Annotated in this window: 19 protein-coding genes and 1 pseudogene; 6 read left to right on the forward strand and 14 right to left on the reverse strand. The window is 61.1% G+C overall.

The genetic code is table 11. The features are described 5' to 3' along the window. Positions 1 to 880: LysR family transcriptional regulator (locus tag M9827_RS06780; RefSeq protein ID WP_250604480.1), on the reverse strand; the 880-nt coding region annotated here is incomplete at its 3' end. Between the two features lie 289 nt (positions 881 to 1,169). On the opposite strand from M9827_RS06780, the gene moaB reads away from it, so the two are divergent. Together moaB and M9827_RS06790 are read left to right on the forward strand one after the other, a co-directional pair. Then, positions 1,170 to 1,709: a molybdenum cofactor biosynthesis protein B gene (moaB, locus tag M9827_RS06785; protein ID WP_250604482.1), complete on the forward strand. Its 540-nt coding sequence runs from the start codon at positions 1,170 to 1,172 to the stop codon at positions 1,707 to 1,709. After that, positions 1,706 to 1,867 (forward strand): annotated as a pseudogene (locus M9827_RS06790) (molybdopterin molybdenumtransferase MoeA); the annotation flags it as partial. The gene moaB and the pseudogene M9827_RS06790, both read left to right, overlap by 4 nt. Positions 1,868 to 2,078: 211 nt before the next feature. Here the strand turns inward: M9827_RS06790 and M9827_RS06795 are convergent. The 3 genes from M9827_RS06795 to M9827_RS06805 all read right to left on the reverse strand — a co-directional run bounded on the left by M9827_RS06795 (position 2,079) and on the right by M9827_RS06805 (position 5,063). Further along, positions 2,079 to 2,978: a bestrophin family protein gene (locus M9827_RS06795; protein ID WP_250604484.1), complete on the reverse strand. Its 900-nt coding sequence runs from the start codon at positions 2,976 to 2,978 to the stop codon at positions 2,079 to 2,081. Positions 2,979 to 3,014: 36 nt separating this feature from the next. After that, positions 3,015 to 4,013: a GTP 3',8-cyclase MoaA gene (gene moaA, locus M9827_RS06800; protein WP_250604486.1), complete on the reverse strand. Its 999-nt coding sequence runs from the start codon at positions 4,011 to 4,013 to the stop codon at positions 3,015 to 3,017. 198 nt (positions 4,014 to 4,211) lie between these two features. After that, entirely contained in the window at positions 4,212 to 5,063 is an 852-nt protein-coding gene (locus M9827_RS06805) for a CAP domain-containing protein (RefSeq protein ID WP_250604488.1), read from the reverse strand. A 199-nt stretch (positions 5,064 to 5,262) separates the two neighbouring features. Here M9827_RS06805 and M9827_RS06810 point away from each other — a divergent pair, with 199 nt between their 5' ends. Continuing rightward, the gene (locus M9827_RS06810; protein ID WP_250604489.1) at positions 5,263 to 5,883 is read left to right on the forward strand and encodes a cell wall hydrolase; all 621 of its coding nucleotides are present in this window, start codon (positions 5,263 to 5,265) and stop codon (positions 5,881 to 5,883) included. Here the strand turns inward: M9827_RS06810 and M9827_RS06815 are convergent. Beyond that, entirely contained in the window at positions 5,880 to 6,767 is an 888-nt protein-coding gene (locus M9827_RS06815; RefSeq protein ID WP_250604490.1) for a LysR family transcriptional regulator, read from the reverse strand. The genes M9827_RS06810 and M9827_RS06815 overlap by 4 nt on opposite strands. Positions 6,768 to 6,870: 103 nt before the next feature. Here M9827_RS06815 and M9827_RS06820 point away from each other — a divergent pair, with 103 nt between their 5' ends. Continuing rightward, a complete protein-coding gene (locus tag M9827_RS06820; protein ID WP_250604491.1) occupies positions 6,871 to 8,268 on the forward strand; it encodes an MFS transporter in 1,398 nt (465 codons plus the stop codon). Positions 8,269 to 8,370: 102 nt separating this feature from the next. Here M9827_RS06820 and M9827_RS06825 read toward each other — a convergent pair whose 3' ends face one another. The 4 genes from M9827_RS06825 to M9827_RS06840 all read right to left on the reverse strand — a co-directional run bounded on the left by M9827_RS06825 (position 8,371) and on the right by M9827_RS06840 (position 11,691). Continuing rightward, on the reverse strand, positions 8,371 to 9,816 hold the full coding sequence (locus tag M9827_RS06825) for a heavy metal sensor histidine kinase (protein WP_250604493.1): 1,446 nt from the start codon (positions 9,814 to 9,816) through the stop codon (positions 8,371 to 8,373). Further along, the gene (locus M9827_RS06830) at positions 9,813 to 10,484 is read right to left on the reverse strand and encodes a heavy metal response regulator transcription factor (RefSeq protein WP_250604495.1); all 672 of its coding nucleotides are present in this window, start codon (positions 10,482 to 10,484) and stop codon (positions 9,813 to 9,815) included. Before M9827_RS06830 ends, M9827_RS06825 begins: the two co-directional genes overlap by 4 nt. Before the next feature lie 9 nt (positions 10,485 to 10,493). After that, complete coding sequence (locus M9827_RS06835; protein ID WP_250604510.1) at positions 10,494 to 10,751, reverse strand: DUF2790 domain-containing protein; 258 nt, start codon at positions 10,749 to 10,751, stop codon at positions 10,494 to 10,496. A 229-nt stretch (positions 10,752 to 10,980) separates the two neighbouring features. Beyond that, positions 10,981 to 11,691: a murein L,D-transpeptidase catalytic domain family protein gene (locus M9827_RS06840; RefSeq protein ID WP_122607626.1), complete on the reverse strand. Its 711-nt coding sequence runs from the start codon at positions 11,689 to 11,691 to the stop codon at positions 10,981 to 10,983. A 151-nt stretch (positions 11,692 to 11,842) separates the two neighbouring features. Here M9827_RS06840 and M9827_RS06845 point away from each other — a divergent pair, with 151 nt between their 5' ends. Then, positions 11,843 to 13,459, forward strand: a complete 1,617-nt coding sequence (locus M9827_RS06845) for a L,D-transpeptidase family protein (RefSeq protein WP_250604512.1) — start codon at positions 11,843 to 11,845, stop codon at positions 13,457 to 13,459. 3 nt (positions 13,460 to 13,462) lie between these two features. On the opposite strand, the gene M9827_RS06850 is transcribed toward M9827_RS06845, so the two are convergent. The 4 genes from M9827_RS06850 to M9827_RS06865 form a co-directional block, all read right to left on the reverse strand. Continuing rightward, complete coding sequence (locus tag M9827_RS06850) at positions 13,463 to 13,978, reverse strand: HvfX family Cu-binding RiPP maturation protein (protein ID WP_250604514.1); 516 nt, start codon at positions 13,976 to 13,978, stop codon at positions 13,463 to 13,465. Positions 13,979 to 14,408: 430 nt separating this feature from the next. Next, a complete protein-coding gene (locus tag M9827_RS06855) occupies positions 14,409 to 15,038 on the reverse strand; it encodes a DNA-3-methyladenine glycosylase family protein (protein ID WP_250604516.1) in 630 nt (209 codons plus the stop codon). Position 15,039: 1 nt separating this feature from the next. Further along, positions 15,040 to 15,837 (reverse strand): isocitrate lyase/PEP mutase family protein, encoded by a 798-nt coding sequence (locus M9827_RS06860; protein WP_250604518.1) that lies wholly within the window; start codon positions 15,835 to 15,837, stop codon positions 15,040 to 15,042. 32 nt (positions 15,838 to 15,869) lie between these two features. Further along, positions 15,870 to 16,952, reverse strand: coding sequence for a bifunctional transcriptional activator/DNA repair enzyme AdaA (locus M9827_RS06865; protein WP_250604520.1), 1,083 nt, complete (start codon positions 16,950 to 16,952; stop codon positions 15,870 to 15,872). Between the two features lie 181 nt (positions 16,953 to 17,133). On the opposite strand from M9827_RS06865, the gene M9827_RS06870 reads away from it, so the two are divergent. After that, entirely contained in the window at positions 17,134 to 17,547 is a 414-nt protein-coding gene (locus M9827_RS06870) for a VOC family protein (protein ID WP_250604522.1), read from the forward strand. Here the strand turns inward: M9827_RS06870 and M9827_RS06875 are convergent. After that, positions 17,544 to 18,164, reverse strand: a complete 621-nt coding sequence (locus M9827_RS06875; RefSeq protein WP_250604524.1) for a LysE family translocator — start codon at positions 18,162 to 18,164, stop codon at positions 17,544 to 17,546. The genes M9827_RS06870 and M9827_RS06875 overlap by 4 nt on opposite strands. Between the last annotated feature and the right edge of the window lie 108 nt (positions 18,165 to 18,272).

Genomic DNA, 18,272 nt, shown 5'->3' on the forward strand with positions numbered 1-18,272 from the left:
CCCCAAACAACTTCCGCGCCTCGGCAAAACACTTCTCGGCAATCGCCGAACGCGGCTCGGTCTTGCGCATCACCAGGCCCAGCGGCGCGAGCACGCTGGCATCCGGCAACTGCATGAACGACAGGTGCTCGATCGGCTCTTCCAGGCCACTGTCCAGCGGCATGATCGCGCAGCAGAAGCCTTGGTGAATCGCCTGCAACAGCTGATAGGTCGAATCGCTTTCCATGATCGGCTGCGGACTGAGCCCACGGCTGCGGAAGCTCAAGTCGATGGATTTACGGTAATGCATGCCGGCGGTGATCATCCCCAGCGGTAGTTCGGCGACGTCTTCCCAGCTCATTTTCGAACCTTCGAACTGGAAGTGGCGGTTGTCGTAGAGCAGGCCGACGCGGGTCTCGCCGATCTCGAAAAACTCGAAATAGTTCGGGTTGACGTGATCCAGATAGCACACACCCAGATCAAGCTGATTGTTGCCCAGCCTGGCGATGATTTCGTCGGAACTGAGCGACGACAGGCTGAATTTCAACTCCGGATACGTCCCCGACAACCCCTGAATGTAATTGACCGGGTTGAAGCTGCTCAGCGGCACCAGACCCAGCCGCAAGCTACCCACCAGTTGCCCGCGACACGCAGCGGCTTCGGCGAACAAACCGTCATGGGCCGCGAGCAGGGTGCGCGCCCAGGCCAGCACGCGCTCGCCGGCCTGAGTGAAACCTTCAAAACGCTGGCCACGGTTGACCAGCACCAGATCCAGCTCGTCTTCCAGATTGCGCAGGCGCATCGACAACGTCGGTTGGGTGATGTGGCAGCGGGCGGCGGCCTGGCCGAAGTGGCGGGTTTCGTCCAGCGCGATCAGGAACTTGAGTTGTTTGATGTCCACGATGGCACCTGTTCGACGGATTGTATTTGAATGAGTCTTGACGCACCTGCGTGAGGCGCACGAAAAGTGCAGGGTGCGACGATCTCATCTGAACGCAAACTCGTCCAATCGGAAGTGTTCAAGAGGCCATCGATCGGCTCTATCAAGCCCGGTTCTGCTGGCGTTCAGCGAGGTGAAGAGCACCGATAGAGCGGGTCGATAATGTGGTTGGCCAGAGTGATTAGACAGTACTCATATGCGGCACATAGGCTGCTCGGCAATGTTGATTGACTGCTGCCGGAGAACTGCCATGAGCGCCAAAGCCGATGCCCTGTTTGTCCCCCTTAATATTGCCGTGCTGACGGTCAGCGATACTCGCGATTACGCCAGCGATACCTCCGGCCAGTTGCTGGTCAGTCGTTTGCTGGAAGCCGGGCACACCTTGAGCGAGCGCAACTTGCTCAAGGACGATCTGTACAAGATCCGCGCTCAGGTCGCCCAGTGGATCGCCGACGAAGGCATTCAGGTGGTGCTGATCACTGGCGGCACCGGGTTTACCGGTCGCGACAGCACGCCGGAAGCGGTGGCCTGCTTGTTTGATAAGCAGATTGACGGGTTTGGTGAACTGTTTCGGGCGATTTCGATTCTGGATATCGGCACGTCCACCGTGCAAAGCCGTGCGCTGGCCGGGTTTTCGAACGGTACGCTGGTGTGCTGCCTGCCGGGCTCGACCGGCGCTTGCCGCACGGCGTGGGAAGGCATTCTTGCCGAACAATTGGATAACCGTCATCGCCCGTGCAACTTCGTCCCGCACCTGAAAGCCGTGCAAGCCTGCGGGCCACGCGGATGAGCAAGCCACCGCTGATGCCGGTCGAGGACGCCCTCGACCAATTGCTCGGCATGGCCAATCAGCAACGTCTGGCCGACAGCGAACTGCTGGCGCTCGACGATGTGCGTGGGCGGGTGCTGGCCAGTGATCTGGTGGCGACACTCGACCTGCCGCCGTGGCTTCAATGCCAACTGACCTGCCACCATCGCTGGCAAGCCAGCTCCCACAGGTTCTGTGTACATACTCAATATCAAGCATCACCACAAATCATTGTGGGAGCTGGCTTGCCAGCGATGAGGCCGTGTCAGCCAACATCAATGCCAACTGACCCGCCACCATTGCTGGCAAGCCAGCTCCCACAGGGTTTCGGGGTGTCCGGACAGCTACGGATCAGCTCAGCACATAGTCCACCGGCATCAGCATCGGCGGCAGGTCGGTCACGCCCAGTTCGCTGAGGATGTCACGCTCGATGGTGCGCACCAGCGAGTCGGTGGCCAGGTCGTTTTCATCACGGCCGAACGGGTCTTCCAGTTCATCGGCAATCGCATCCAGGCCAAAAAACGTGTAGCTGACAATCGCAGTGAACAACGGTGTCAACCAGCCCAGCGGTTCGGCCATGGCGAACGGCAGCAGGATGCAGAAGAGGTAGATCGTTCGGTGTAGCAGCAGGGTGTAGGGGAAGGGCAGCGGGGTGTTCTTGATCCGCTCGCACACCGCTTGTGCCTGGGTCAGGCTGGTCAGGTGGTTGGCCAGCAGCATGTAGCGCCACTCGCTCAACTCGCCGCTCTGATGCAGGTCGGAGCACTGCTGGCCGACCTGCTGCAAAATCCGCCCGCTGTAATCCGGAACCCGCGCATCGTGTTTCGGCGTGATCCAGGCACTGCTGGCCGCCGCTTCGCTTTCCCGGCGCAACCGCGCATTCAGGGCATGGGCAAAGCCACACAAGTTAAGCAGCAAAGGCTTGCGCTCAGCGGATTCACGGATGACGTGGGTTTCGCGAATCACCGAACGAATGTGCACCAGCACATCGCCCCAGGCCTTGCGCGCCTCGTACCAGCGGTCATAACAGGCGTTGTTGCGAAAACTCATGAAGATCGACAGCGACAACCCGAGCAAGGTAAACGGCGTGGCATTGACCTTGGTGAAGTTGCTCGGATGGAGGATTTCCACCAGCACGATGGCCGAAGCCAGCAGGGTGACCATCAATGTGCGCAGGGCGATGCGTTTGGCGATCGAACCCTTGAGGGTGAAGAGGATGGCGAACTGGTTGACCTTGGGTCTGATGATCATGCTGTGCGGTTCCGATAACCGATGAAACTGGCGGGATCAGCCGCCCGTCATGTTCATGAAACGTACGACCTGAACATCGTCGTTCACTTCGAAGTTATGCCGATACGGCTTGAGTTTCATCGCCTCGATAATGGCTTTCTCCAGCCGTTGCGGTTGCCCCGGATGGGCGCGCAGCACCGCTTTCAGATCCACCGAATGCTCGTTACCCAGACACAGTAGCAGGCGACCTTCGACGGTGAGGCGTACGCGGTTGCAGGTGCCGCAAAAGTTGTGGCTGTGTGGCGAGATAAATCCCAGGCGAATCTCCGGCGCCTCGGCCAGCCGCCAGTAGCGCGACGGGCCTTGGGTCGATTCGGCCGAGTCGATCAGGGTATAGCGCTCGGCGATTTTTTCGCGCACCTGGGCGCTGGAGAAAAACGACTCGGCGCGGCTGTGTTCGCTGATGATCCCCAGCGGCATTTCCTCGATGAAAGAGACGTCGAGCTGGCGGTCAATGGCGAAGCTGACCAGATCGTTGATCTCCTCATCGTTGCGGCCCTGCATCACCACGACATTGAGTTTAGTGCGGGTGAAACCAGCCTTGCGCGCAGCATCGATGCCGTTGATCACCTGCGCCAGATCGCCGGTGCGGGTCATCTGCTGGAAGCGCTGTGGGTCGAGGCTGTCGAGGCTGATGTTCAGGCGTTTGACCCCGGCGTCGAACAGCGGCGCCGCGAGTTTGCCCAGCTGCGAGCCATTGGTGGTCATGCACAGTTCGCGCAGTCCGGGCAGGGCGGCAATCTGCTCGCACAACTTGACCACGCCCGGACGAATCAGCGGCTCGCCACCGGTGAGGCGAATCTTGCGCGTACCGAGCGCCACAAAGCTCTGCGCCAGTTGGTAGATTTCTTCCAGGGTCAGCACTTGCTGGCGCGGCAGAAACTGCATGTCTTCGGCCATGCAATAGACGCAGCGGAAGTCGCAACGGTCGGTCACCGACATGCGCAGATAGTCGACGCGGCGGTTGTAACCATCGATCAAGACACGCTCTGTCATGACAGCCTCGCAGGAATGAAAACCCCAGGTGAAGGGGGGCGATGCAGGTTATGGCTAACTTTCAGTGCCGTCCAATCACTGTTAATGAACAGTTGATTGATCCCGTCGATGAGGTTCTTTTTTTCGCCGAACGTTTATTCGCCAGTTAAGCGAGGTCTTGTATAGAAAGTAATGTTCTGCGCAGGGCGGGGGGGAGATTTATTGGGCGCCAAACATCGCGGTCCAGTAGATCCCCGCGCTGCTTTTCGGGTCGGTCGCGTAGGCGGCGCCGAGTTCCTGGTATTGCGGGTTCATCAGGTTGGCGCAGTGGCCGGGGCTGGCGAGCCAGCCTTCGACGACTTTGTGCACGGTGTCTTGGCCGGCGGCGATGTTTTCGCCGACCAGTTGCCCGCTGTAACCGGCGAGTTCTGCGCGATCGCCCGGGGTGCGGCCGTCGCGGTCCTTGTGGTCGAGGTAATTGTTGTTGGCCATGTCGCGGCTGTGATCCTGGGCGATCGTGCCCAATATCGCGTTCCAGGCCAGCGGTGCGGCAGCGGCGAACGCCTGACCGCCACACTGACGCGCCTGGCTACGGGCGACGTTGAGTTCGCCCAACAACTTCTGCCCCTCACTTTGCGCGTCCCCCAGCTTGGCCGACAGCAGCGGCCGCGCCAGCACGATGCGCCAGTCGCGGTCGTCGCGGCTGACACCGACATCGACGAACTGCGGATCAAGCACCACCTGACAGAAACTTTCCTGAATCGCCTTCATCGCCGACGCTGCATCGCGCGGGCCGTTGAGCGTGATCGCCTGCACATTGACCATCGGATAACTGGCGCTGGCCATGGCTTGTTGCAGATCGACAGCTCCGGTGGCGCGTAATCGCAGCCGTGGATCAGCCGACAGCGGTGGCAATTCATTCGATGCCTGCGAACCGCAACGCTGCGGCTGGCTGCGGTAGCTGTTGATCGACTCGATCAGTTGCAACTCATCGGCGGCGAGGGCCGGGATGGCAAACATAACGCCCACGGACAACGCGGCAAGACGCAAAACAGATGGCATGAAGCGCATGGAAATCTCCCTTGAGCTGAGTGCGCCCATGATGCGCGAAAGGCCCCCGGTGAGTGCAATGTCTTTTTTCTTCATTCAGCGGTTTTTCTGCGCAACTTTGCCGCCGGATTTGCCGTCTACACTCACCGAAGACCCCGCAAACCGGGTGTCTCCCTGACGTAACACCTTGCCCGCATCGGGCGCTGCCGGAAGAACAGACATGGGATTGAAAGGCTGGGCGGGTTGTCTCGTATTCACCCTGTTGGCAGGCTCTGTATGGGCCACCGATCAGGCCCCGATCAAAGCGCAGGCTGAAGAAAAAGCCCAAGTGCTGGAAGAAAAAGCGGCGGACAAAGTCAGCGCCGCCCCGGCCCCGAAAGCCGAAGCCATCACCCCGACCGAAGTGCAGGCGGTCGACCCGGTCGGTGCCGCGCCGCTGGACGATCCGATCACTTGCCTGGCGCGCAGTATCTATTGGGAAGCCAAAGGCAAGGACACGCCGGAAATGGAAGCCGTGGCCAGTGTGGTGATGAATCGCCTCGGCCACCAAGGCTTCCCCGACAATATTTGCGCCGTCGTCAAACAGGGTTCGGAAACCAAGAGCTGCCAGTTTTCCTGGTGGTGCGACGGGCGTCCGGATCAGGTCGAGGAAGATGCCGAATACACGCTGGCCAAGGATATCGCCCGCAAAGCGCTGAACCGCCAACTCAAGGATCGCACCCACGGCGCGTTGTATTTCCATGACCGCAATGTTCATCCGAGCTGGGCCAAGGAATACCGCAAGACCGCCAGAACCGGAAATTTCATCTTCTACAAACCGGCAAACGGCGACGCGCGTTAGGCGCAGACCTGTCGCACACAATCGCGCAACCAGCGATGCGCCGGGTCGGCGTCCATGCGCGGGTGCCAGAGCATCGACACGCTGATGTCCGGCATCGCGAAGGGCAGGGCGAAACTGTGCAGGCCCGTGCGCAGTTTGCTGGTATGGCGCTGCGGGACAGTCGCGATCAGATCTGATTCACGCACCAGCGTCAGCGCTGCCGAGAATCCGCCGAATGAAGTGACGATGTCCCGCGTCAGTCCGAACGTGAGTAACGCTTCGTCCACCGGGCCGCTGCTGCGCCCGCGTCGTGAGATCAGAATGTGCTGGCCACCGGCAAAGCGCTTGCTGGTGATTTTTCCCGAACTCAAGGGATGCCCCTCTCGCACCACACCGATCCACTGATCCTGAAACAGGATGCGGCTGTGCAGCGTCGGGTCGGTGCTGTCGTCGACCACGCCGGTTTCCAGATCGACGCGACCTTCGCGCAGCGGCGTGCTGTCCTTGTCGGCTTTCTGCACAAAACGCAGACGCACGTCGGGCGCCTCTTCGGCGATGCGCGCGAGCAGGGCGGCGGCGAAGGTTTCAACAAAGCCGTCGGTGTTGCGCAGAGTGAAGGTGCGTTGCAAGCGGCGCGGGTCGAGCACTTCGGCAGGGCGCAAAACCGCCTCGGCGTCTTGCACCAGATGGCTGACTCGTTCGCGTAATTCCAATGCGCGCGGCGTTGGCACCAAGCCACGACCCGCTCGCACCAGCAACGGATCCCCGGTGGTTTCGCGCAGACGGGCGAGGGCGCGGCTCATAGCTGACGGGCTCAGCCGCAGGCATTTGGCGGCGCGGGCGACGCTGCCTTCACGCAGTAACACGTCGAGGGTGATCAGCAGGTTCAGATCCGGTGCGGTCATGATATGGCGTTCCATGCAGGTATTGAGTGCAAAGCATGCGTCTTGCGCCGTATGTTGTCGAGGCTCAGGCTATGACGCATTACCTTTGCACTGCGAGCCTGCCATGCCCCAAGAACCCCTGAGCACTCCGGCCCGATGGGCGCTGACCAGTCTGGCCCTGTCGATGTTGATGCCGTCGCTGGACACCAGCATCGCCAACGCAGGATTGCCGATTCTGGCGGCGGCGTTCGAGGCGACGTTTCAACAGGTTCAATGGATCGTGCTCGCTTACCTGCTGGCGATCACCACATTGATTGTCAGCGTCGGGCGTCTGGGCGATGGTTTTGGTCGACGTCGATTGCTGTTGATCGGGATTGGTATTTTCACCAGCGCTTCACTGGCCTGCGCGCTGGCCCCGGGACTGGGTTGGCTGATTGGCGCGCGGGCGGTGCAAGGTGTGGGCGCGGCGATCATGTTCGCTTTGACGGTGGCGTTGGTTGCCGACGCGGTGCCCAAGGCGCGAGCGGGCAGTGCGATGGGTTTGTTGGCGACGATGTCAGCCACTGGCACCACCCTTGGGCCGTCGCTGGGCGGGGTGTTGATGGCGCATGTCGGCTGGCAGGCGATTTTTCTCCTCAACGTGCCGCTGGGTTTGCTCAATGCTTGGCTGGTGTACCGCTTTCTGCCGGCGGATCGGGCCGCCGGGCCGCGAGTCGCGTTCGATTATTCTGGCAGCGTGGTGCTGGTGTTGACGCTGGCGGCCTATGCGCTGGCAATGACCCTTGAAGGTTTCACCGTGCCGTTGCTGTTGGCCAGCCTGTGCGGCGCAGGATTGTTCATCGTGGTCGAGATGAAGGCCAAGTCGCCGCTGATTCGTTTGTCGCTGTTCAGCGACGCGCGACTGAGCAGCAGCCTGACGCTGACGTTGCTGGTGACAACGGTGATGATGACCACGCTGGTGGTGGGGCCGTTTTACCTGCACCGGGGTTTGGGTCTCAGCAGCACAATGGTCGGAGTGGCGTTATCGATCGGACCGTTGTTGTCCGCAATGAGTGGGGTACCGGCGGGACGTTTGGTGGATCGCTTCGGCGCGCGACGGATCGTGCCGGGCGCGTTGTTCGGGATGGCCGGCGGTTGCAGCTTGCTGGCAATCCTGCCCATGAGTATGGGACTGCCCGCGTACGTACTGCCGATCATGGTGATAGCTGTGGGTTACGCGTTGTTCCAGGCGGCCAACAATACCGGATTGATGGCCGGGGTCAGTCAGGATCACCGTGGCGTGGTTTCGGCGATGCTCGGGCTGGCGCGCAACCTTGGGTTGATCACCGGCGCGGCAGTAATGGGCGCGGTGTTTGCGCTGGCGGCGGGGGATCCGACGCAAGCGCCTGCAACATCGATTGCCAGCGGCTTGCACATCACCTTCGGCGTTGCCACAGCGCTGATGCTGACAGCCCTTATCATCAGCCGAGCCGAGATCAAGCTGTGGGAGCGACAGCGCGCCGATTCGACCTGCTCGCGGTAGCTGCGGGTCAGGGAAAGTTGATGTTGATCAAGCTGACCTCATCGCTGGCAAGCCAGCTCCCACAGGGTTTTGGGTTGGCCGGAGATCTGGATTCAGCGCCAATCATTGTCGGAGCTGGCTTGCCAGCGATGACGGCGGAAAAGTCGATGAAGGTGATTGCCGGGCGGGGAAAAACAGTTCGAAGCAGGTGATGCCATCGGCGCTGCTGGCGCTGTAGCGGCCTTGATGCAACTGCATGATGGTTGCCACGATCGACAGGCCCAAACCGTTGGATTGCGCCGAGCGCTCGCGTGACTGATCGACGCGGTAAAAGCGTTCGAACAGTCGTGCCATATGTTCCGGCGCAATGGTTGTGCCGTGGTTGCGTACCCGCAGATAGCTGCCATCCGCCTCGGCAATCGCTTCCACCTGCACGGTCGAATTCGCCGCACCGTACTTGATCGCATTGGCGCACAGGTTGGCCAGTGCGCGGCGCAGCAGCATCGGTTCGGCCCAAATCAAACCGTTGCCACGCGCTTCAATGCATACCCCGACATCAGCCGCCAATCCTTCAAAATAATCGGCAATGCGCTGCATCTCATCCGCCGCGTCCAGCTCCTGGCGCTGGCTCAAGGCGCTGGCCGGATCGGTGCGGGCAAGAAAGAGCATGTTGTCGAGCATCCGTGTCAGGCGCTCCAGCTCTTCGACGTTGGAGGCGAGCAACTGTTGATAGGCCTCCATGCTGCGGTTCTGCTGCAGCGCCACCTGGGTTTCGCCGAGCAGGTTGTTGATCGGCGTGCGCAGCTCATGAGCCATGTCGGTCGACACCTGACTCAACTGCGCAAAGCCCTTGGCGAGGCGGTCGAGCATGGCGTTGAACGCCTCGATCATCGGCTGCAATTCGCGCGGCGCACCGCTGCTGGCCAGGCGCTCCCCAAGGTTGCCGACACCAATGCCATGAGCGTGTTTCGCCAGTCGCCGCAACGGCAGCAAACCGCGATACACCAGCAGGCAGCCCACCACTGCCAGCAACAGTGCCGCCAGCGAGGCGAGGCCATAAACGCTCAAGCGGTAATTGGCGAGCATCGCCGTGCGCTCGCTCATCAACCGCCCGGTGGTGACTTGCAGATTGCCCAGTTCGCCGGAATCGATGCTCGCCGCCACCGCCGAAAACGGCACGCCGTCGACACTCGGCAGATGCTGCACATCGTTGAGCGTCATTGCGTGGTCGATGGGCACCGGCGGCAACGTTGGCGTGTGCAGATTGCCCGGGTTGACCACCAGCAGCGGCGGTTGCCCCGGCGCGCCGATGGTCAGCAGCGCTTCGCGATTGCCGAGCATGTTCTGGAACAATGCGGGTTTGTTCTTGATCAGCTCGAGGGTGTTGCTGTCATTGAGGAAAGTGCGCAACTGATCAACGCGACTGACCAGCGCGGTGTCATCACGACGGATCAACTGTTGCTCAAGTTCGTTGTACAGAGCGGCACCGAGGCCGGCCAGCGAAGCGAAGGCGAGCAGGGCGAACACCAGCGCCAGGCGCAGGGTCAGCGAGTACGGGCGGCTGTTCATGGCTGCGTATCAAAGCGATAGCCGATGCCGCGCACGCTGTGGATCAGCTTGAGCTGGAACGGATCATCGATCTTTGCCCGCAAGCGGCGCACGGCAACATCGACCACGTTGGTGTCGCTGTCGAAATTCATGTCCCAGACCCGCGAGGCGATCAGCGAGCGCGCCAACACTTGCCCGGTATGGCTGGCGAACAACTGCAGCAACGCGAACTCTTTATTGGTCAGGGTGATGCGCACCCCGGCGCGGCTCACGCGGCGTTTGAGCGCGTCAATCTGCAGGTCGGCGACTTGCAATTGTTCGTCTTCATGAATCGGCCCGCGCCGCGTCAGGGTGCGCAGACGCGCCACCAGTTCGGCGAAGGAAAACGGCTTGATCAGGTAATCGTCGGCACCCAGTTCCAGGCCTTTGACGCGGTCAGCGATATCGTCGCGGGCGGTGAGAAACAGCACCGGCGTGTCGGCTTCCTTGCGCAGGCGACGCAGGACTTCCCAGCCATCCATTTTCGGCATCATCACATCGAGCACGATCACATCGAAACTGTGTTCCAGCGCCAGGTGCAACCCGTCGGCACCATCGCGGGCGAGGCTGACGCTGTAACCCAGTTCCTGCAAACCGTTGAGCAGGTAGTTGCCCGCCTTGGGTTCGTCTTCGACAACCAGAATATTCATCGATCAGTCTCAATGGTCATTGATGCAGCCGCTGCCTTGTACCTGATAGTCCAGCACATGTTCGCGGCCCTGATGGTCGAGGTATTTCAATTGCGCCGGGACCACGCCACACGCTTGTGAAATATCGGTGCTGGACAGGACTTTGTCGACATCCAGATTCACGTAGAAGCCGGATTTGTCATGAATCACGGCAGTGTCGGGCATGTTCGCGGCGAACGTGCTGCCGGTGGCGAGGAGGGCGGTGAAGGCGAGCAGGAGGCTTTTCATGGTCAGTCACTCAGTGGTCAAAGTTGATCGGCATTGGCGCCGGGACAACTTCAGGCTACCGAGCGATCCGCACAGCAAACCGACAGCTGAATGACAAAGTTGTAATGAAAGTGACTGCGAATCTCCCTGTAGGAGCTGCCGAAGGCTGCGATCTTTTGATCTTGCTTCTAAAAGTCAAAGTCAAAAGATCGCAGCCTTCGGCAGCTCCTACAGGGGATTTGGTGTTCGGTCAGCTAGCGTGGGTATTGAGAATGCTCGCCACCTGCTGCGGCTGGCAGTTCAGGTACGGCGAAGACTTCAGCCAGCGCTGATCCGGGTACCACGAAAACATGAACTGGCCGTTCTTCAGACGATCAATCACCTGTTTGGCAATCTGCGGTCGCACTGCGGGGCAACCCTGGCTGCGGCCGATGCGCCCCTGTTTCTTGCTCCACAACGGATTCACATAACTGGCGGCGTGAATAACGATCGCGCGATCGCGGGCCATGTCATTGAAGCCCGGCTCCAGACCGTCCATGCGCAGCGAATAACCGTGGGTGCCGCTGTAGCTTTCCTGGGTGCGGAACAGGCCCAGGCTGGACTGGTAGCTGCCTTCGACATTGGAAAACTGCGTAGCGAAGTTTTCCCCGGAATTCGAACCGTGAGCGACCAGATCGCGCAGCACCAATTTCTGTTTGCTGAGGTCGAAGATCCACAAGCGGCGTTCGGTGGACGGCTGCGAATAGTCGATGATCGCCAGGTGGCGCGACGGTTTCGCACCGTTGTTTACCGCGCATTGCATGGCGTTCAACGCACCTTTCAGCGCTTGGGGATTGAGTTCTGGCGCGGCGTGCGCGAGGCTGGTGTAGAGAACCGGCGAGGGTTTGCCGGCGGCAAAAACGGGACTGGTCACGACGAGAGCGGTGGCAGTCAACAGAAGTCGGCGCAAAAACGTCAACATTTTATAAAGTGTCCTCAATTGCTACTTATCTGGCACTTTGGCTCCTGACTCCCAGTCGTTACCCGCAAGCCCGCAGATCGAGCCTGACTGTTCAGCGCACCTGATGTAAGGTTGGCCATCATCTGGACGGCCATGGATTGGAGTAAAGCAGTTGTTCAAAAAGTACGCATGCTACTTGAGCATTTGTTTGCTCGCTGCGCCGTTTGTCGCTTGTGCCGATGAGCCGCTGCCGCCGCTGGAAGCATTACCAACGCCCCCGGCAGAAATGCCGGTCGAGCCGCAAAGTCCGTTGCAGGCGGTTTTGATCAGCCTGGCGCAGTCATGCCCGGCGATTGCCGCACATCTAAACGGCCCGGCGCTCACGCAATTGCAGGCGTTCTACCAGCAGCAGGACTGGATGCCGGTGTGGGCCAGTGAATCGGCACGATTGCCGGCATTGCAGGCGCAATTGCAGCTGTTGGCCGACGATGGCCTTAATCCTAAGCGTTACCCGATCGCAACCACCGTGCCGCAGGATGGCGAGTTGTGCGCCGACATCGATATCAGCCGCAACTACCTTCAGGCCCTGCAGGATTTGCACTACGGTCGTCTGCTCCAATCACACTTCGAGCCGCTGTGGCACGCTGACGACACCCCGCGTGACCGTCAGGCGGAATTATTGGCCATCGCCGTACCGGGGATGCACGACATTCCCGCCGCGTTCGACCTGGCCCGTCCGCGTCTGGCGCAGTATCAGAACCTGCGCCAGCTCTACGCGGCGCAACGGCTCACTGTCTTGCCGCAATGGCAGTCGGTGGGCAGCGGGCCGCTGTTGCGCCCGGCCATGGAAGACAAACGTGTGCCGGAACTGGCCCAGCGTCTGTACAGCGAAGGCTATCTGACCGACGCCATCGGCACTCCCGGCATTGCTTATGACGGTGTGCTGGTCGACGCGGTGAAGAGTTTCCAGGCCAGCCATTCGTTGCAGGCTGACGGTGTGGTCGGGCCGGGAACGATTGCCGAACTCAACATCAGTCCGTTGAGCCGCCGTGAGCAACTGCGGGTCAACCTCGAACGTTTCCGCTGGATGGCCCAGGACATGGAACCCAATGTCTTGCTGGTCAACGTCGCCGCCGCTGAGCTGACGCTGTATCAGGGCGGTTTGCCGGTGTGGCAGACCCGCACTCAGGTGGGCCGCGCTGAGCGTCAGACGCCGCTGCTGAAATCCCGGGTGACGCGCCTGACCCTGAACCCGACCTGGACGGTGCCGCCGACCATCTGGAAAGAAGACAAGCTGCCGGAAATCCGCAAGGACCAGACCTTTCTGAGCCGGCAGAACCTGCAAGTGCTCGACGCCAACGGGCAGCCTCTGGCAGCGGCGGACATCGATTGGGACAACCCCGGCAACATCATGCTGCGCCAGGACGCCGGGCCGCGTAATCCGCTGGGGCAAATGGTCATCCGGTTCCCCAACCCCTTCTCGGTGTACCTGCACGACACGCCGAGCAAGGCGCTGTTCGAAAAAGGCCCGCGTGCCTTCAGTTCCGGCTGCGTGCGGGTCGAGCACCCAATGCAATTGCGTGATCTGCTGCTCACCCCGGCGGAAAAGGCCCGCACCGAAACCCTGCTGGCCACCGGCACCACCCACGAATTTCGTCTGTCGGCGCCGGTGCCGATCCTGATGACTTACTGGACGGCCCAGGTCGACAGCAACGGGCGCGTACGTTACGCGCCGGACATTTATAGCCACGACAGCGCCTTGCTCGCCGGACTTGATCGGGCGCATTGAGCTTCAGCGGGTGCTTCGGTTCCAGAACACCCGCGCCAGCCACGCATCGACACTCAACTTGCCGGCCCCGGCGAACACCAGCGGCAACAGCGCCGCGAGGTAAATCGCCGGCAGCTTGAAGTTGCCGAAACCTTTGTTGGTAATCGCATACCCCTGCGCCAGTTCGCTCAGTGACGACCAGTCAGCGGGCCAGTGCACGGCGGCGGTCGCCACCACGGTTACTACAATCAGCGAGATCGCCGAGATCCGTGTACCAAAACCGAGCAGAATCGCCACAGCGCAGATCAGCTCGGCCCACATCGACAGTTCCCAGTTCAGCGTTGCCGGCAGGTGATCGAACGGGAAGGGGAATTTCTCCTGAATGTCTTCGAACCAGTTCTGCCCGTTGAATTTTTCCAGCCCGGACTCGAAGAATTCCCAGGCGATGAACAGGCGCAGGGTCAGAGGGGCGAGCCAGGTGCCAGCGCGGTCGAGGTTCAGGTGCAGGGTTTTGACGGCGGTTGAAAGGGTGGTGAACATGGTGCAGCTCCGGTGAGTTGAATGAGATCGACCGGGGCATTTCAACGTTGGGGAGTATCGGGGATGTGTCGCCGAGGGTGGGGAATTGTGCTTTCGGTGTGTCTGCGGCTTCGGGATATACAGTGCGATACAGTCAAAGGCCCCTCACCCTAACCCTCTCCCAGAGGGTTAGGGGACTGACCGCGGGATATTGAAGAGGTACGCCGACGTGAGCTCCCCTCGTTGAATCCATAATCGACTCGGTTTTTCAGGTCGATGTATGACGCCAGACACCTCGGTCGGCTCCCTCTCCCTCCGGGAGAGGGTTGGGGTGAGGGCAGTCGATTATGGGTTTGAGAAGTCTTGGCCATCACGGATTCACAGACGCTATTTCAGGTCGGCGTAAATCTCCAATCTCCCCCAATCAGTCCCCTCTACCTTTGGGAGAGGGCTAGGGTGAGGGCAGCGGTTTAGGCACCCGCCACAAATACCACGCTGCCACCGTCCGAAAAGGACTCCATGCCAACCCAATCTCAACCATCTGCCTGCGCGTCGGCTGCACCTCCAGTCCCTTCAACCGTCGATACCCCTCGCGCACGCCGAAGTCATCCGCCGGCAAAATATCCATGCGCTCCAGGCTGTAGATCAGCAACATCTCCACCGTCCAGCGACCCACCCCGCGCAAACTGACCAGACGTTCGATCAGCGCCTCGTCATCCATCGCCAGGGCCGTGGCGTAATCCGGTACCACGCCATCCAGTGTCGCCTGAGCAATCCCTTGAATCGTCGCAATCTTGCCCGCGGAAAATCCGCAACTGCGCAGACGATCAAACCCTGTCGCAAGCATCTGCTCGGGACGAGGAAATGTCTGGCCGGGAAACAACCCCACCAAGCGCCCGACAATCGCATCGCCGGCCTTGGCATGCAGTTGCTGATAAGCAATCGCCCGCACCAGCGACTCGTACGGATCACGCGCCGGATGCGGTAGATGCAGGCACGGGCCGATGGCTGCGATATGGTGCTGCCAGTCCGGATCAAGTGCGGCCAGAAACGCGCTGGCCGCTTGATAATCTTCAGCCATGTTATTTCAGCAAGCCGTTGACTTCGCCGTAGGTAAACGCCTTGAGGTCATGGGTATCGAGTTTGCCGCTGGCCAGAAAGCTTTTCACCAGCCCGCCCATCGCGCCATAGAGGAATTCGGCAATGCCGGAGCCGGCGCTCAAGCGCCGTACGCCCAGCGCTTGCAGTTCTGCAGGCGACGGCAGGCAAGCGAAGCCGAGCACGTTGACCGGCAGCGCCGTGCCTGTGCAGATTGCCTCGATTTCATAGGCACCCGTGACGCCCGCGGCGAACAGGCCATCGGCACCGGCCGATTGATATAACGCAGCGCGACGCAGGGTTTCGGCGACGCGATCTTCGGCCGGCACCAGGCTTTTCAGGTACACGTCGGTGCGCGCATTGATGAACAGCTGCACGTTGCGCTTGTTGGCCACCTGACGTGCCACTTCGATCTTGCGCGCGAGCAACTCGGGATCCGCAGAACCGTCCTCGATATTGATGCCCACCGCGCCCGCCGCAATCACCGCATCCAGTACTTCGGCGACGCGCCCGAGGTCGTCGGAATAACCGGCCTCGACGTCCACGGTCAACGGCACGCTGATTACCCGGGCGATGGCTTGCACCGTCGACACCAGCCGTTCGAGGGGCAGGGCGTTGCCGTCCGGGTAGCCGTGGGCCCAGGCGACTGCCGCGCTGCTGGTGGCCACGGCTTTACCGCCCAGATGCTCGACCAGTCGCGCGCCGGTGGCGTCGCCGACGTTGGTCAGCATCAACAAGCCGTAAAGGTGCAACTGGTGAAACTGCGTAGCGAGCGCGTTCATCAAAAATCCTTCTTGTCCGTTGATTCGGTTGGTCAGAATGCCAGGGGTTGCGTGAGCTGCACGGCGGCGTTTTCCAGCCGCAGCAGGAATGCTTTGCGCGGCTGCCCACCACCATAGCCGGTCAACGCGCCATCCGCGCCGATCACCCGGTGACAGGGCACTACGATCGACAATCGGTTGTGCCCGTTGGCCAGACCCACTGCGCGACTGGCGCCGGGTTTGCCCAAACCGGCGGCGATCGCGCCGTAGGTGCTGGTGTGGCCGTAAGGGATTTGCAGCAACGCCGACCAGACCTGCCGGGCGAACTCGCTGCCGGGCAAATGCAGCGGCACGCTGAACTCACTGAGTTTGCCGGCGAAGTACGCCGCCAGTTGCTCTTCGATCTGCTGCAAATGCGCGTTGTGCCCCGGTGCGATCGCGTAGCCATAGCGACCCTGCAGTTCCTCGACTTCGCGGGTCAGCGCCGGGCGATCAAGAAACTCCAGCAACACCAGACCACGCCGCTCGGCCATGGCGATCATCGGCCCCAGCGGCGTGGTCAGCCGGGTAAACAGCAACGGCTCGCTGTGTTCGGCGCGGCCCGGAGTGATGTGGAAGGACTTCTGGAAGGCATCCCGAAAACCGCTGAGCGATTCATAACCGGAATCGAACGCAGCGTGATCAATCGAGGTGCCTTGCCTGATCCCGCCCAGCGCCATGCCCAGCCGACGCGTGCGCAGCCACGCATGGAAGGTCATGCCGAAATGCTGTTTGAACCAGCGCCGCAGCTTCAGCGGCTCGATGCCCTCAGCGAGCAATTGTGCGTCGCTCCAGCGCACCTCCGGATCTGCTTCCACGGCGTTGAGCAGGCGTTGCACCCAGTCCGGGGCGATGGCTGCGGCGTCCAGTGGTTTGCAGCGCAGGCAGGCGCGATAGCCCGCCGACAGGCAGTCGTCGGCGTGGGCGAAGAACTCGACGTTCTCCGGTTTCGGCTTGCGCGCCGTGCAACTGGGGCGGCAGAAAATCCCGGTGGTTTTCACCGCCGTGAAGAACACGCCTTCATAGGCAGTGTCGCGTTCGAGCATGGCGCGAACCATTTCGGCGTGGGGCGGCAGGACAGCGGTTTGTATGTTCATGGGCTGAGAGTAAAACCAGTTTGTCGATGGCTCCACCGAAAAATCGACAGTGAATTTTCAATCCCTCTGAACTACCGTGTAGGAGCTGCCGCAGGCTGCGATCTTTTGACTTTGCCTCTAAAGAACAAGATCAAAAGATCGCAGCCTTCGGCAGCTCCTACCGTTTGTTGAGGTGTGTCCGATGCATCCATTTTCCATTCAACATATCGATCACATCGTCCTGCGCGTCGCCGATCTGCAACGCAGCATCGACTTCTACGGCCAGGTGTTCGGCGCCGAAGTGGTCAAGCGCAACGAACCGCTGGGCCTGGTGCACCTGCGCGCCGGCACTTCAATGATCGACCTCGTTGACCTGCAAGGCGAACTCGGCCGCAAGGGCGGCGGGGCGGCCGGCAACGAACGGCGTAACGTCGACCACTTCTGTCTGCGCATCGAGCCGTTCGATGAAGAAGCGCTAAGCGCACACTTGCAATCCTTCGGTTTGAGCGTGGCCAAAGCCGAGTCACGTTTCGGCGCCGAAGGCAAAGGGCTGTCGCTGTATTGCTTCGACCCGGACGGCAATCAGGTCGAACTCAAAGGCCCGTCCGAGTCTTAAGCGCGTTTGGCCATCAACAGCACTGAAGCCGCCGCCGACAGCAGGCCCGCGCAGCAACGATTGAAGATCCGTTTGCCGCGCGGCTCGGCGAACCAGCGCCGCATGTGCAGGCCCATCCAGGCGTAGGCGCTGATGGCGATCCACTCCAGTAAAAGGAACAGCACGCCGAGTACGGCGAATTGCGCCGCCACCGGACGCGCCGGGTCGACAAACTGTGGCAGAAACGCGGTGAACAGAAGGATCGCCTTCGGATTGCCCGCCGCCACCAGAAACTCCTGCCGCGCCAACGCAAAGAAGCCAGCGGTCGCGCCCGTGACTGACTGCTCGGCCTCGGGACTGGCTCGCCACAACTGCCAGGCCAGGTACAACAGATACGCCCCACCGACGATCTTGATCGCATGGAACAGCCATTCCGAAGTCTGCAACACTACCGACAGGCCGGCACCGGCCAGTGCGATCATGCCGGCGAACGCTACAATTCGCCCGATACCCGCCGTGCAGGCGCGGCGAAAGCCATAGCGCGTGGCGTTGCTGACTGACAGCAGGTTGTTCGGCCCGGGGGCCATGTTCAGGGCGAAGCAGGCCGGGAGGAACAGGCTGAGCGTGGCGAGATCCATGACGGCACTCCAGAAACGAGAGCGATATTTTTAGCACAGGCCCCAGGCGCCCCGACCCATATAGTCGCGCAACGCTGTCGCGGTACAGCGCCCGCCGCGATTGGGCAA

This window comes from Pseudomonas sp. AKS31 (assembly GCF_023634765.1).
In the GTDB taxonomy this organism is placed as follows: domain Bacteria; phylum Pseudomonadota; class Gammaproteobacteria; order Pseudomonadales; family Pseudomonadaceae; genus Aquipseudomonas.